12 protein-coding genes are annotated in these 14,707 nt (G+C 67.3%); 2 read left to right on the forward strand and 10 right to left on the reverse strand.

The features are described 5' to 3' along the window. Positions 1 to 50: 50 nt before the first annotated feature. The 6 genes from HCT51_RS12670 to HCT51_RS12695 all read right to left on the reverse strand — a co-directional run bounded on the left by HCT51_RS12670 (position 51) and on the right by HCT51_RS12695 (position 8,459). The gene (locus HCT51_RS12670; RefSeq protein ID WP_166878453.1) at positions 51 to 1,826 is read right to left on the reverse strand and encodes a protein kinase domain-containing protein; all 1,776 of its coding nucleotides are present in this window, start codon (positions 1,824 to 1,826) and stop codon (positions 51 to 53) included. A gap of 37 nt (positions 1,827 to 1,863) precedes the next feature. Further along, positions 1,864 to 2,346, reverse strand: a complete 483-nt coding sequence (locus HCT51_RS12675; protein WP_166878455.1) for a hypothetical protein — start codon at positions 2,344 to 2,346, stop codon at positions 1,864 to 1,866. Between the two features lie 223 nt (positions 2,347 to 2,569). Further along, positions 2,570 to 4,354, reverse strand: coding sequence for an ABC-F family ATP-binding cassette domain-containing protein (locus HCT51_RS12680; protein ID WP_166878458.1), 1,785 nt, complete (start codon positions 4,352 to 4,354; stop codon positions 2,570 to 2,572). 187 nt (positions 4,355 to 4,541) lie between these two features. Beyond that, positions 4,542 to 7,031: an ATP-binding protein gene (locus tag HCT51_RS12685; RefSeq protein WP_166878461.1), complete on the reverse strand. Its 2,490-nt coding sequence runs from the start codon at positions 7,029 to 7,031 to the stop codon at positions 4,542 to 4,544. Beyond that, the gene (locus tag HCT51_RS12690; RefSeq protein ID WP_166878465.1) at positions 7,024 to 7,542 is read right to left on the reverse strand and encodes a hypothetical protein; all 519 of its coding nucleotides are present in this window, start codon (positions 7,540 to 7,542) and stop codon (positions 7,024 to 7,026) included. The genes HCT51_RS12685 and HCT51_RS12690 overlap by 8 nt, the downstream gene beginning before the upstream one ends. 263 nt (positions 7,543 to 7,805) lie before the next feature. Continuing rightward, entirely contained in the window at positions 7,806 to 8,459 is a 654-nt protein-coding gene (locus HCT51_RS12695) for a hypothetical protein (RefSeq protein WP_166878469.1), read from the reverse strand. 156 nt (positions 8,460 to 8,615) lie between these two features. On the opposite strand from HCT51_RS12695, the gene HCT51_RS12700 reads away from it, so the two are divergent. Together HCT51_RS12700 and HCT51_RS12705 are read left to right on the forward strand one after the other, a co-directional pair. Further along, a complete protein-coding gene (locus HCT51_RS12700; protein WP_166878472.1) occupies positions 8,616 to 9,833 on the forward strand; it encodes a sensor histidine kinase in 1,218 nt (405 codons plus the stop codon). After that, the gene (locus tag HCT51_RS12705; protein ID WP_166878476.1) at positions 9,830 to 10,489 is read left to right on the forward strand and encodes a response regulator; all 660 of its coding nucleotides are present in this window, start codon (positions 9,830 to 9,832) and stop codon (positions 10,487 to 10,489) included. The genes HCT51_RS12700 and HCT51_RS12705 overlap by 4 nt, the downstream gene beginning before the upstream one ends. A gap of 141 nt (positions 10,490 to 10,630) precedes the next feature. On the opposite strand, the gene HCT51_RS12710 is transcribed toward HCT51_RS12705, so the two are convergent. The 4 genes from HCT51_RS12710 to HCT51_RS12725 are packed head-to-tail and all read right to left on the reverse strand — an operon-like array spanning position 10,631 to position 14,596. Beyond that, entirely contained in the window at positions 10,631 to 10,870 is a 240-nt protein-coding gene (locus HCT51_RS12710; protein ID WP_166878479.1) for a hypothetical protein, read from the reverse strand. Between the two features lie 35 nt (positions 10,871 to 10,905). Further along, positions 10,906 to 11,913 carry an aldo/keto reductase gene (locus tag HCT51_RS12715; RefSeq protein ID WP_166878481.1) on the reverse strand — a complete coding sequence of 336 codons (1,008 nt, stop codon included), beginning with the start codon at positions 11,911 to 11,913 and terminating at the stop codon, positions 10,906 to 10,908. Beyond that, the gene (locus tag HCT51_RS12720; RefSeq protein WP_166878484.1) at positions 11,913 to 13,157 is read right to left on the reverse strand and encodes an acyl-CoA dehydrogenase family protein; all 1,245 of its coding nucleotides are present in this window, start codon (positions 13,155 to 13,157) and stop codon (positions 11,913 to 11,915) included. Before HCT51_RS12720 ends, HCT51_RS12715 begins: the two co-directional genes overlap by 1 nt. Next, the gene (locus HCT51_RS12725) at positions 13,154 to 14,596 is read right to left on the reverse strand and encodes an LLM class flavin-dependent oxidoreductase (protein ID WP_166878487.1); all 1,443 of its coding nucleotides are present in this window, start codon (positions 14,594 to 14,596) and stop codon (positions 13,154 to 13,156) included. The genes HCT51_RS12720 and HCT51_RS12725 overlap by 4 nt, the downstream gene beginning before the upstream one ends. Positions 14,597 to 14,707 lie beyond the last annotated feature (111 nt).

A 14,707-nucleotide genomic window follows, 5' to 3' on the forward strand; every position in this document is an offset into this window, starting at 1 on the left:
CCTAGTTGCCGACTACCGCGTATACGAGCTCTGAGGAGATCCGGCCGCGTCTAACGCGGGTCGGATGCCGCGTCTGCGGGCGGCGCGGGCGACTGGCTCGGCGCCGGAGTGGGAGTAGGTGTGGGGGTTGGCGTGGGAGTCGGTGTTGGCGTCGCCGGCTCGCGCGGGGCGGCTGCCACCACCAGGGCGACCTCATCGCCGAGACGCAGCTGGGATTGAGCGCTAGGTACGCTAGACAGCACGGTGCCCACGCTCAGCGCGCTGCCGATTGGGCCGGCGGCGGGGGCCGTACTCGTGCGCACCGAAGTGGTGAACCCGGCGGATCGGATCGTCGCCTCGGCGTCGGCCTGCGACATCCCCCGCACCTCTGGCACCGTGTTCGAGCCGGACGCCACCACGAGATCGACCCTGCCACCCAGCGGCAACGGCGAGCCCGGTGCCGGCGAGGCTCCGAGCACGGTGTCGCCGGCCTCGGTGGAGTTCTGAACGGTTATTTCGCCAATCGTCAGGCCGACGGCAACTAGGGCCGCCCGCGCAGCGTGGAGGGTCGCAAACTCCACGGCCGGAACTGTGGCCCCGGTCACGGCGGGGCGTGGTGCTCGAGACGGTTGCGGCGCTGTGCTCGCGGTCGGCTCGGGGCTGGCCGACGAAGTGCTCGGCGGTTCGGCCACGACGGTACCGGGCGACGCCGACGCGAGCAGCCACGACGTGACGATGAGCCCTGCCACGACCAGGCCGGCGAGCCCCGCCCCGACGCCTCGGCCCGCACCGGTGGTGGCGCGGCGCGGTGCTCGTTTCGGTTTGGTCGGTTTGGCCGTTCCTGCGCTGCCGCTGGGCGGCACGGTCTGGCGCAGCACCACGGTCTCTGCGGCCGGGCTCAGTACTCGGGTGCGCGAGTCGCCCTGGTCCGCGGCATCCGGTGTCAGCTCGTCCGCGGTCGAAGCGGCAAGCATGCCGCGCACCTCACGCACCGCGACGGCCATTCCGGCGGCTGTCTGGAATCGGGCCGCGGGGTCTTTGATCATCGCCTTGACCACGATGCGGTCGATAACCCGAGGGATACCGCGACGCGTGACGGAGGGCACCGCGGGCGGCGCGTTCACGTGCGCGGCCAATGTGGCCTGCACGGTGTCTCGCGGGTAGGGCGGCTGGCCGGTCAGCGCGAAGTGCAGCACGCCGCCGAGTTGGTAGAGGTCGCCCCGCTCGTCGACGGCGGCACCGTTGGCCTGCTCGGGCGACGTGTAGTGGGCGCTGCCGAGGATGCCGTGCCGTTCCGGGATGTCGGCGTCGACGCTGATCGCGGCGCGGCCGGCGGCGTCGGCCAGGCCGAAGTCGAGCAGGCGCACACCGGAGACGGTGAGTGGATGGCCGTCGGCCAGGTCGATCATGACGTTCGCGGGCGAAATGTCACGGTGGATGAGCCCGATCGCATGGGAGGCCTCGAGCGCGAGCAGCACTCCCTCGGCGAGGGTGAGCGCGTCGTCAATCCGGAGCGGGCCGCGCTGGTGCACCATTTCGCTGAGGGTAAGGCCGGGCGCGCGCTGCATGGCGATCCAGGCGAGCGCCCCCTCCCCCACATCGTGCACGCCGACGTCGAATGCTGCCGCGACATTGGGATGCTGCAGGGCCGTCGCCGCGCGTGCCTCGGCGAAGATCGCTTCTCGCGCTGCGAGAGAGCTCGCCAGGTGCGGGTGCAGGATCTTGACGGCAACCGCGGACTGGTCGCGCTCATCGATGGCGGCGAAGACCGACGCGGAGCCACCTGTTCCGAGCAGTTCGCCGAGCCGGTAGCGGCCCGCGATCAGGCCGGTGGGTGAGTCGGCCATCATCCGTGGGCAGTCATCAGTCGCGCATTGTCGCGCATCAGACGAGGGAGCGCTGGCTCACCGACTGGCTGTCGACATACTGCCGGGCTCCGCGCGCGATCTCGGCGAGCGGCAGCGACTTCAGGGTCAGTGCGACGGCGTGACGGCGTTCCCGCTCGGCGACGTACCAGCGGGCGCACACCACGGCAGGGTGGCCGAAGATGCTGAGGTACCAGCCGTACGAACCCTGACGCTCGTCGCTGGTGAGGATGACCGCTCCGTCGCTGGCCACGAAGTCGACCGCCTCGGTGGCCGAGATGACGGCATCCTGAAAGTCATCGAAGACGTCGGCGCTTCGAGCCAGCTCACGGTTGTTCGCCGAGACGAGTTGCCAGACCACGGCGAGCCGCTCCGGGTTGGGGGTGGTGCGGCCGGTTTCGGCGGTCGCGCCGACCACCCTGCGGCGGTGGGCACGCCACGGTGCCAGCTTGGGGCTGTCAGCGTTCGCGAAGCGGGTGAATATGATGCGCGGAACGCCCATAGCCTCTGTGCCACTTTCTCGTGCGAGCCAATCGGGTCAGGCTCTTCATCGAGAAAGCTAAGGATTCCCTGTGAATTTGGGCGCTCTGACGCTTGTACAGCCGCAGTCGAAATGGTTAACGAGACATGAATAGGTAACGAGGAACGAGTGTCATCTGAAGAACGATCTGTCTACCCGGCGTGTCGGCAATCCCCCGTTTGCGCGTCACGACTAACGCTCGCGGCTACGCCTCGAGCAGGTCGGTCAGCTCCAGCCAGCGAGACTCGAGCACGGCGACCTGCTCCTCCAGCGCCCGCTGACTGCTCTGCAACTCGCCGAGCCCGGCGTAGTCGGCCTGGTCGTGCGCCGCGAACGCCACGTGCTGCTTCTCGATCTCGGCCGCCAGCTTCTTCAGCTTGCGGTCGGCGGCGGCGAGTTCCTTCTCCGCGTTGCGGCGCTCGGCCCCGCCGAGGCCGGGCTTCGAGACGCTCGCTGACGCTCGCTCCTCAACCAGCGGGTTGCCCGCCGGAACCTTCCCGAGCTTGAGGTACTCCTCCACACCACCGGGCAGGTGCCGGAAGTGCCCGTGCAGCACCGCATACTGCTGGTCGGTGACGCGCTCGATCAGGTACCGGTCGTGGCTGACCACGAGCAGCGTGCCGGGGAACGAGTCGAGCAGGTCCTCCATCGCGGCGAGCATGTCGGTGTCGAGGTCGTTCGTGGGCTCGTCGAGGATCAGCACGTTCGGCTCGTCGAGCAGGATCAGGAGCAGCTGCAGGCGACGCTTCTGGCCACCACTGAGGTCCTTCACCGGGGTGCTCAGCTGCGCGCTGTCGAAACCGAGCCGCTCCAGCAGCTGGCCCGGCGTGACTTCCTTGCCGCCGGCAACGTACGACGACTTCTGCCGTCCGATGATGGTTCGTACCGGCTCGTGCTGCACCTCGGCAAGTTCAGCGAGCTGCTGGTCGAGGATGGCGACCTTCACCGTCTTGCCGCGCTTCACCCGGCCACTGGTGGGCTGCACCGCTCCCGCGACGAGCCCGAGCAGGGTGGACTTGCCGGCCCCGTTGATGCCCAGGATGCCGGTGCGCTCCCCCGGTGCGATCCGCCACTCGACATCCTTCAATACGGTCTTCTCGCCGTAGCTGACACCCACGTCAAGCAAGTCGACGACGTCCTTGCCGAGGCGCTGCATGGCCATCGACTGCAGCGACACCGTGTCGCGCGGCGGCGGTTCGTTCGCGATGATCTCGTACGCGGCATCCATTCGGAACTTCGGCTTCGTCGACCGGGCCGGCGCCCCGCGGCGCAGCCAGGCGAGTTCCTTGCGCATGATGTTCTGCCGTTTGGATTCGGATGCCGCGGCCATCCGGTCGCGCTCGACGCGTTGCAGGATATAGGCCGCATAGCCGCCCTCAAAGGGCTCGATGATGCGGTCGTGCACTTCCCAGGTGTCGGTGGAGACCTCGTCGAGGAACCACCGGTCGTGGGTCACGACGATGAGCCCGCCCTGGTTGGCCGGCCAGCGCCGCTTCAGGTGCTCGGCGAGCCAGGAGATGCCCTCGACGTCGAGGTGGTTGGTGGGCTCGTCGAGGAACAGCACGTCCCAGTCGCCGACCAGCAGCGCGGCGAGCGCGACGCGGCGGCGCTGGCCACCACTCAGGTCGCCGATGCGGGAATCCCACGGGATGTCGCCGACCAGGCCCGCGATGACATCGCGCACCCGGGCGTCGCCGGCCCACTCGTACTCCTCACGGTCGCCGACGATGGCGTGGCTGAGGATCAGGTCGTCCGGAAGCTCGTCGGCCTGGTCGAGCATGCCGAGCGTCACGTCGCCGCGCCGAGTGACCCGGCCACCGTCGGGCTCGATGCGGCCGGCGAGCAGCTTGATCAGCGTGGACTTGCCATCGCCGTTCCGGCCGACGACGCCGACACGGTCGCCCTCGTTGAGCCCGATCGTCACATTGTCAAACACGACGCGGGTAGGGAATTCGAGGTGGAGCGCTTCGGCTCCTAAGAGGTGGGCCACGGGTAACGAGGCTACCGGAGTGCGGCTGGGCGGTTGCCCCGCTGAGGGGCGCGTGCGACTTGTGCTCGTCGCGGCTGCCCACTTTGATCTGCAGCCACTTCCTGCCGACGGACGCTGCGATCACGATCGCTAACACTGAGCAGGGACACCAAGGAATCGCTTCCGCCCGGCAGCCAGCAGCTGACGGCTAGTCTTCCTCCCCATCGGCAAGCGCATACCGGTCGACAAGTTCGATGAGGGCGTCTGCGTCTTCTCCCGCAACTCGAGCGATCGTGCGCTCGTACGCTCTCCGAAGAGTCTTTGCTTGGGCTTTAGGGATGTCGATTAGCACAAAGAGAGCTCGGGCAATTCCCATGGCGCCGCCAACTCGCACGAATTCCAGCTCACGCTCAGACGTCGAGCGAATTCGTCCGCGGCTGCCGACCGACTTTGTTGCAGCGTCGAACGCCAACAGAATGCCGTACGCGAGGACTGTGCCGGCCGCTCGAGGCCTGCCCTTCCTGAGCCAAGTTAAGGCAGACAGATGCAGCCGCTCTATAAAAGCGAATTGGGTACCCGTAGCTTGTGCCGCGCTCGCATAGCCCTCAAGCGCACGTCGGAATCGCGGCCACTCGCCTATTTGAGCCAAACTGTCGAGAGCGAACGCCTGATATTCCCCTGTGTTTCCGTTTGACGCTCGTTCGGCGCATTCAGACCACAGCTCAAACGCTTTTTCGTAATTTCCGCGGGCGAAATTCGCGCTAGCGATTGCGCTTATTGCGCGAGAGAGGGCATTACCCGAGCCTGAACGTTCGGCGATCTCGAACGCCTGTTCGGCAGCCTTCTCTGCGTCATCGATGAATCCATCATCTACGAAGGCATTGGCGGCGGAAGCAAGTGCTAGTGCCGCGTTCTCAAGGTCTCCGATCTGCTCGGCAAGCACCGCCGTTAGCGAGAAGCACTCTCGGGCAAGAGCGTTGTCGTCCTGTCGAAATGCAATCTCGCCTAAGTTGCCTGTGGCGAGTGCGAGCAAGACCCTGTCGTTAGACGAGCGGGCGATGTTCTGCACTTGTCGGAGTCGTCGACCTGCGTCGTCCAAAGCTCCAGCGTCCGCTGCGGCGAGAGCTGCGTCGTTCAGTATGTTTCCGTAGGCCGCGGCGTCATGTTCGGTCGAGAGTCCGGCAAGAGCCGCGTCGTACACGAGGAGCGAGTGCTCCGGATCGTGTGTTGCAAGCGTGGCTGCGTCATGGGCGAGGGACCAGGCCTTTTCGACCACGTTGTCGGTGCGAGCGGCAGCGGAGTGGATGAGCCACGTCACGGCCGTCATCGTGTCGGAGGCGATTCCGCCACTCAATGAAAGCCATGCGGCGTTCCTGAGCACCTCGGCGGAGTACTCGGGCGCCGATGTCGCAAGCTCCTTGGCATTCGTAGTCAGCGACACGACGCCGAGCGACTCGCGCCGCTGGAGCATCCAGACTTTGCAGAGGTTTTGAACCGCGATCTCTGCCCATTCATAGTCCTCCAGTCTCTCAAGCTCGCGGCGGGCACCGTCAATGGTCTCTTCCGCGGCTGTCGTCAACTCCTCAAACTTCTGGTCGTCTACGCCATCGGACAGCGCCCATTTGAGCAAGACAACGCCTTTGTCGGCGCGGCTCCTCGCCGCATTGAGATCATCTTCGTGCTCCGTGTTGATCTCGATCGCATGATCGAATGCTGTCAAAGCTTCGTCAAAGCGACCTAGCTCGGCAATTTCTATTCCGCGGGTCCGCTCGATTCCCTGGATCTCGCGCCAGTCATGCGCTTCTGATGCCCATGCCCCAGCTTTCCCCCACCACGCGACTGATCCGGAGCGGCTACCTCTTTCGTCGGCTACGACTGCAAGATTCTTCGCTGCTACCAAAGCCTGGCGACTGTCACCGCGCCGAGCAGCGCTGCGATAGGCACGATAGAACCAGCGGTGGGCGCCAATACTGTCGCCGGATTCGGCTCTCTGGATGGCGTGTTCGAGCGCAATGCTCGCTGTTATGTGACCGTCTCGAATTGAATTCGCGAGCGCGCGAGCTTCGTTGAGGCTCGCCAATGCGCCGTCCCAATCTCCTTCCGCCCGCAAACTCTGAACGGTATTAAGGAGCACAAGGGTCTCACCACGCGTATCGCCGAGCGCGCGAAATATCTGGCGCGCATCGGATGCCGTCGCCCTTGCTGCGCTGTAGTCACCGAGATTGTGCGCGGACGCAGCTGTGCGAAGCATCTCGATGGCTTGCCGGTCACGATCCCCAATGTCACGCCACATCAACGCGGACAATCCGTGTGCACGCCGCGCGAGAGAATAGTCGCCTCTCTCGCCGGCGATCAGTGCAGCGGATGCGAGGGTAGTCGCGCTGACTACGGAGAAGCTAGCTCGTTCCGTAGCTTCTATCGCGAGTGTCCGGAACCAGCCTTTCTCAGTGACTTGACTCACAACATCGTGCGCTGATTCCACCCGTCCGCGACTGATACGGAATAGGGCGGCCTGGACTACAATCAACGCAATTTCCTCGTGGCCCATGTCCAGCAGAGGTTGAACTTCGTCGAGCAGGGGTAGAAACACGGAATCGTCGTTCGCAACTAGGGCGCGCCCGACGGAGTCTGCCAGGACATCGACAGCGTCGGATCGCGCCGTCCAGTCAGGTGGTAGCTGTGAAGGATCGTCAACCACCGCTGGCCACCGCCCTCTCGCGCCTACGCATCAATTGCATCTCGCGGATTGCGCGCACCGCGGTCCGGTTGAGGGACTGATAGAGATGAGTTTCCAGCTCCCCCTCGTTCTGAAAGTTTCTGGTCACAACGTCGCCGCGCTCACGCGCGATGAAGTCTCGCACGTCGTCCGGAAGAGTCTCACCTTCACGAATGAAGATGTATGTCTCTGCCGAGGAATCCTTTGCAGCGGAGTACTCCGCGTAGATCACGGCACTGAGTGGTCCGGCAATCAACAGGACGAGACCATCGCTGGTACGTGCGAAGTTCACGCACTCGTTGACCGAATGGAGTACCCCTGCGGGGGCATCCTGTTCCCACCACCAAGCTCTGTGCGACTCCAGTCGGTCTATCGTTGTGGCGGCGAGCTTCCGTTCGGAGTCTAACGACCCGTCCATGCGTGAACTGACGAAGATACGGGCGCGATTGTGATCGCGCCCGTATCGGATCTCATCTTCGAGCTCTTCTAACATCAGCTCCTCATAGGACGGCCGGATTGAGAGTAACTCCGGATTCTCAGTCCATTTCTACCAGTCGGCTCGCATTGAACTCACGCCGGACGCAATTTTCGAACTCTTTCGCCTGCCCGTTCACCACCACCGCGGTCGACGATGGTCGAGAACTGGTGGATCGTCGGCATCCTGAATTTCCCAGCACCCCCGGCCAGCCCACCGCGGGTTTTGAGACAACCGCAAGCGGCCTCCTCCACCAGCGGCTGGGAGCGAGCGCGATTAGCTCAGGCGTTTGTCCGCGCCGGAGTTGTCATGTCGGCGCTGTGCACTGATCGCGGCATCCGCAGCAGACGCAGCCCGATCGCACCGAATCCGATAGCCAGCAGCGCGTAGAGCCCAACACCCTCAAACGGTGCCGGCACGACGAACTCCGCCACCAACCCCAGGATCACCACGATGCTCGCCCAGAGCGGGGCGATACGGGCGCGCCACAGTGCGATTGCGAGCACGACGGTGCCGAGTTCGGTCAGGATCAGCATCGGCACCAACACTGCAGTGAAGGCTGCGCCGTCGAACAGCCCGTCGGCGAGCGCCCCGGCGACCGCGCGGTCGGCGGCCGAAACCATCGACAGCTGCGTCAATACCGTTCCCACGATGGCGTTGTGCAGGGTCCAGCCGGCGGCGGCCGCGAACGCCGCCCACGCGCCCCACCGGGACGCACGGGAAGCGAGCTGCGCGCTGAGGGACAGCATGGCGGGGACGAACACGGTGAACGAGGCAATCAACAACATGTTGGCGCTGAGGAAGCGGTCCGGCTCAGCCTCGATGGCAGCGAGTCGGCCGACGCCGTCTGCGGGCATCTGCGGCAGCGTCAGGACGGCGGCCAGGCCGATGATCGGTGCGGCGATCAGGGCGATTGCGCCGGGGCGGTACGACATGGGTTCTCCTTCGGTTGAGCGGTCGGTTTCGATCACCGTACGAATCAGCGGACGCCGCGTCGTCGTCTCGCGAGCCGAACCGTCTACGACCGTGGTCGTACACGGCTTACCCTCACGGCCGATGCCCCGGCCGGTACCCGCTGCTACCGTGTTCTCATGCTGAGGCGGCGCCCGGGATCGACCACGTTGAGGCGCGCCCGGTCGACGCTGCGGGCACGCCCCTGGATCGTCGACACTGCGCTCGCCGGCGTGCTCGTCATAGCGGGGCTGGTGCAGCTCACGGTTGACGGGATGACGCTGATCGGCGTGCTCGGGATGCTGGCGATGACGACGCCGGTGGCCTGGCGGCGCGTGGCGCCACTCATTGCGGTCACGGTGGGGTGGGCCGCCCTGTTCCTGGAGCAGGGTTTCGGCGGGGATGTCACGAGCCAGGGCTACGGCGCCGTGATCGCCCTGATCCTCACGCTCTACACGGCGGCGACCCGGCTGGAGCGGAACCGCGCGTACGCCGCCCTGGCGATCTCACTGGTTTCGGACTGGCTGAGCGTCGCCCTGTCGGCCGAGCCGACGGTCGCCGACTTCGCCTTCACCTCGCTGATCGTGGTCGCTCCGTGGGGCGCAGGCCGCGTCATCCGTGACCGACACCAGCGGATTGACGAGCTGCATGCGCTGTCCGCGGCGCTCGAGCACGAGCGCGAGGAGCGGGTGCGCGAGGCGGCGATCGCCGAACGCGAGCGGATGGGTCGCGAGATGCACGACGTGCTCACGCACACCGTGAGCGTGATGGTCGTGCAGCTCGGCGCGGTGACGCGCATCCTGGAGCGCGACCCTGCGACCGCGCGGGCCACCATCGAGTCCGTCCGGAACACCGGTAAGGAGGCGCTCGCCGAGCTGAGGTTTCTGCTCGGCCTCGGCGCTCGGGCCGCGCACCCCGACGGCGGCGTGCCGAACCCTGGCCTCGCCCGGATCGGCGAACTCGCTGAGGCGATGCGCCGATCGGGGTTGCCCGTCGAGCTCAGGCTCGAGCTCCCGGACGACGGCCTGGAGCGCCTGCCGCAGCCGATTGACCTCGCCGCCTACCGCATCGTGCAGGAGTCGCTGACGAACACGCTTCGGCACTCCCCTGGCGCCAGCGCTCTGGTGCGCATCGGCATGGAGGGAAGTCGACTCGACGTGCTCATCGCCGACTCCGGCGGGCAACCGCGCAGGCCGCTGGCGCTCGGCAGGGAGCTCGCCACGGAGGTCGGCGGTCACGGAATCACCGGGATGCGCGAGCGGGCACGCCTGTGCGGTGGCGAGCTGACCGCCGCGACGGACCCCGCCGGCGGAGGGTTCACGGTGCGCGCGCTTCTGCCGGTCGAGGTGACCACGTGATCCGGGTATTGGTGGCTGACGACCATCCGATGGTGCGCAGCGGGTTCCGGATGATCCTCGAATCAGAGCCCGATCTGGAAGTCGTCGCCGAGGCCGCCCACGGTGGCGAAGTGGTCGACTACCTGCGACGTCATCAGGTCGATGTTGTGCTGATGGACATCCGGATGCCGCAGGTCGACGGCCTCGAAGCGATCCGCAGCCTCTCGGCGCAAGGCCTCGCCGCCAAGGTTCTCGTGCTGACCACGTTCGACGCCGACGAGTACGTGCACGAAGCGCTGCGGGCCGGCGCCAGCGGATTCCTGCTCAAGGACGTCGACCCGGCCGACCTCGTGCACGCGGTGCGCACCGTGGCACGAGGCGGCGCGCTCCTCTCCCCCGGCGTGACCCGCCGGTTCATCGAACGGTTCACCCGCGGGCCGGCACCGGGCGTGCTCCCGCCCGCGCTCAACGCGCTGACCGAGCGGGAACTCGAGGTGTTCACCCTCGTCGCCCGGGGCCTTTCGAACGCCCAGTGCGCGGTGCGCCTGTCGATCAGCGCCGCAACGGTCAAGACCCACGTGACCCGCATCTTCGCCAAGCTGGAGCTGCGCGATCGTGCCCAGGCCGTGGTCCTTGGCTATGAGTCCGGGCTGGTGCGCCCGGGCGACCCGGTATGACGCCCCGAGGCCTTCGCCGCGTCACGCGTTGCTCGCGCACGAGCGGTGTGCGGAAATCCCCGCCGACACGGATGCCGACCCTGTCGCAGGACCGAGGCTACATGTAACGCGCTGCTGGATCTGTCCTGGACCGCGGCGACATCAAGCCCACCAGCCGAGGTCGTCGACGATCGAGGTCCTGGTCTTGCAAACCCAGTGCGGTAGAGGGTCCCGTACCCACTCCGCCCGCGCGCTGGTGGCCCTCTCCCGGCAAACTGCCTCAGCGGCATCCGCCTGCAGAAGCGGCGGACCGGCGAACCAGATGGTCAGGGGTGCGATCAAGAACACCACGACCACCACGCGAGCGATCGCGCGCTCTGGAGCTTCCTGGTCGACTGTCACAAGCCCATCCTCCATGCGACTCCCGCGGGTGGAGCCTACTCCGCCGCCTCCCGGCCCTGCGAGATCCAGTTGAGGTCGGACGAGCGGTCGCCTTCCACCCGAGCCGCCAACGCATCGAGCGACTCCACCGTCGCGGCATCCAGCTCGATGCACACCGCCGCCGCGTTCTCGTCCACCCGCGACGCCCGCCGCGTGCCCGGGATCGGCACCACCGGCAGCCTGAACGCGCGTCCCTTGGCGTACAGCCAGGCCAGCGCCAGCTGCGCGGGCGTCACCGGGCGCTCCGACTGCACCGACAGTGCGGATGCCGCGGACTGCACCGCCGCCAGCAGCGCCTGATTGCGCGCCAACCGCTCCGGCGCGAACCGCGGGAACTTCCGCCGCAGGTCATCCGCAGGCAGGGCGGCACCCGAGGCACCTCCCGCGAAGAACCCGCGCCCGAGCGGCGAGTACGGCACGAAGCCCACGCCGAGCGACGCCGCCGTCGGCACGATAGAGGCCTCGACATCCCGGCTCCACAGCGACCACTCGCTCTGCACCGCCGCGATCGGGTGCACCGCGTGGGCGCGCCGCAGCTCGGAGGCGGTCACCTCCGACAGGCCGATGTGCCGGATGTCGCCGGCCTCAACCAGTTCGGCGAGCGCGCCGACCGTCTCCTCGATCGGCACCCGCGGGTCGACTCGGTGGTAGTAGTACAGGTCGATCACGTCGGTGCCGAGCCGGCTGAGGCTCTCGTGCAGCGACGAGCGCACGTACGCCGCATCGCCGCGCGCCCGATACTCATCGGGCTCCGACGGGATGCCGAACTTGGTCGCGAGCACCACCTCATCGCGGCGAGTGCGCAGCAGCGACGAGATCAGCGTCTCGTTCTGGCCGTCGCCGTACACATTGGCGGTGTCGATCAGCCGCACCCCGATGTCGACGGCGTGGTTCAGGGTGGCGAGGGCGTCCGCGGCATCCGTCTCGCCATAGACGCCCGACACCGCCATCGCGCCGAAACCCTGCCGCGAGGTGTGCAGGCCGTCTCCGAGTAGCACGCCCATCAGCCGACCGGCGCCGGTTTGAAGGCGGATGCCGCGGACTCGACGCCCGCGGACTCCGAGCGCAGCACCTGCGCCGCCGTCCGCGGCAGCGTGCCGTTCAGGTAGTAGTCGCCGATCGCCTGCTCCCGGTAGATCGCCGGGTTGTGCGAGGCGATGGTGCGGGCATTGCGCCAGAACCGGTCGAGCCGGCGATCGATCGAGACCGCCGACGCCCCACCGACCTCGAACAACAGCGTCGATGCCTGCAGCACCAGGTCGATGACCACCTGTTGCGCCTCGAACACGGCGATCAGCGCTGCCGAGTACCGCGCGTCATCCGTCGAGTCGAAGCGGCGCCCGGTGTCGGCGTCCTCCAGCCGGCGGATCGCCTCGAGCACGGTCGCTTCCACCGCGAAGCGCAGGCTGGCCAGGCGCCCGACGACGCGCTGCACCAGCGGTTCCTCGCGCGGCACCGAGTTGCCGGGAATCCCGAACGTCCGCGTGCGCGGCTGCACGAACGAAATCGCGTCGCGCAACACCGCCCGCGCGATCCCGGCCAGCGACGCGAGCAGGATGCCCTGGTACAGCCCGGTCGTGTAGGCGAGCGGGCGGATCCGGTCGCTCTCGTCCCACGGCAGCACGTGCGCCGGGTCGATCTCGACGTCCTCGAAGACGGTGGTGCCGCTGCCGGTGAGGCGTTGGCCGAAGCCGTCCCAGTCATCGATGCGGGTGACCCCGGGCGCCTCGGCGGGCACCGCGAACGCCACGAACTCGTCACCCAGCTTGCCGCCCGACCAGATCCAGTCGGCGAACAGGGTGCCGGTGCTGTAGTATTTGCGTCCGTTCAGCAGCAGCCGGCCATCGACCTCGGTCAACGTCGTCGACTGCGTGCTGGAGTCCGAGCGCTCCGCCTGCGCGTTGCCGAACAGGATCTCGCGCCGCGCGATCCGGGTCAGCCACTCGGTGCGCTGCGCCGACTCCGGCATCGCCCGCTGCGTCTCCACGAACGCCACGTGCCCGCGCAGCAACTGCGGCAGGTTCGAGTCGGCCTCCCCCAGTTCGATCAGCAGCCGGAACAAATCTTCCAACCGGATGCCGCGACCGCCGAACTCGACGGGAACCCGCAGCGCCCCGAACCCGGCTTCCCGCAGCCAGCGCACCTCCTCGTACGGAAGTGCCCCGACATCCTCCCGCTCCACCGCACCCGCGGCGATGCGGTTGATGGTCGGCCGGAAGGTGACGGCGATGTCGTCGTAGCTGGTCATGATGCCTTCTCCTCAAGATTGCGAATGGTCGCAGAGCCAGCGCCGGAATCCGCCCCATCCAAGTTCGCCCCACCGCGATATCGCGCCCCGTGGTGCTCCTCGAACAGCCGGGTGTTGCCGGCGCCGAACAGCCGCTCCCGGAACGTCGACTCCTCATACGCCGTGCGGTACAGCCCGCGCCGTTGCAGCTCGGGCACCACGTACTCGATGAAGTCCTCCGCGGTGCCCGGGGTGAGGAACTGCCGCAGGTTGAAACCGTCAAGCCCCGTGGCATCTACCCAGCCCTCGATCGCGTCGGCCACCTGCACCGGCGACCCGGCCGCGTAGAACGGGCCGCGGTCGAACCGGGTGACGGCGTCGAGTGCCTGCCCGACCGTGGTGGTGTCGGTGTAGAACCGCCGACCGGACTGCGCGTTGTCCCGCCCGGCCTTCGCCTCGGCGGCGAGGATGTCGCGGATCAGCGCGTTCTTCGGATACGCGGCCAGGTCGATGCCCGACCCGCCAGCGTGCGCCAGGTACCCCTCGGCGCTAGAGAGTTGCCTGAATCGAGCGGCCTTGCGTTCCGCGTCATCCTGATCCCGACCGACAATGATCACCGCGCTGGCGTAGGTCTTGATGTGCTCAGGCTTGCGGCCGAGCAGTTCGGCCTGCCGGCGGATGTCGGCGATGTTCTCCCGGTACACGTCGAGGTCGCGGCCGCCCACGAACACGCCCTCCGCGTGCTTCGCGGCGAAGGCGCGGCCTCGGTCGGAGGAGCCGGCCTGGAAGATCACCGGGGTGCGCTGTGCCGACGGCTGCGACAGGTGCGGGCCGGCCACCTGGAAGTTCGGGCCGACGTGGTTGATGTAGCGCACCTTCGCCGGGTCGGTGTAGACGCGAGCGTCGCGGTCCTGGATCACCGCGTCGTCATCCCAGGAGCCCTCCCACAGCTTGTACAGCACGTCGAGGTACTCGTCGGCGATGCCGTAGCGGTCGTCGTGGGCGACCTCGTCGGCGAGGCCGAAGTTGCGGGCGGCGTTCGGCAGGTAGGAGGTGACCACGTTCCAGCCGAAGCGGCCCTTGGTGAGGTGGTCGAGGGTGCTCGCCCGGCGGGCGAACGCGAACGGCGGCTCGTAGGTGGTGGAGAAGGTGGCCGCGAAGGCGAGGTGCTTGGTGACCGCCGCCATCGCCGGGATCACCAGCAGCGGGTCGTTCGACGGGATCTGCACCGCCTCGCGCAGCGCCGTCTCCGGCCCGTTGCGGTAGCCGTCGTAAGTGCCGATCACGTCGGCGAGGAACACCGAGTCGAACAGCCCCGCCTCCAGCAGCTTGGCCTGCTCCACCCAGAACTCGAGGTCGTTGAAGCGGTGCCGGGTGTTCGCCGGGTGCACCCAGAGGCCGTGCGAGATGTGCCCGACGGTGTTCATTTCGAACAGGTTGAAGCCGATGTGCCTGGTCATGCAGCCGAGCCTCCCCCGGCCGCCCCGCGGCGGGCAATTGTTACGTCACGCGAAGTCACATGACGAAACAAGCTCGCCAATCGCGCTCCGGCGTCGCTACCTTCGCAACCA

The sequence above is a fragment of the Salinibacterium sp. ZJ450 genome (assembly GCF_011751885.2).
Lineage (GTDB): Bacteria > Actinomycetota > Actinomycetes > Actinomycetales > Microbacteriaceae > Ruicaihuangia.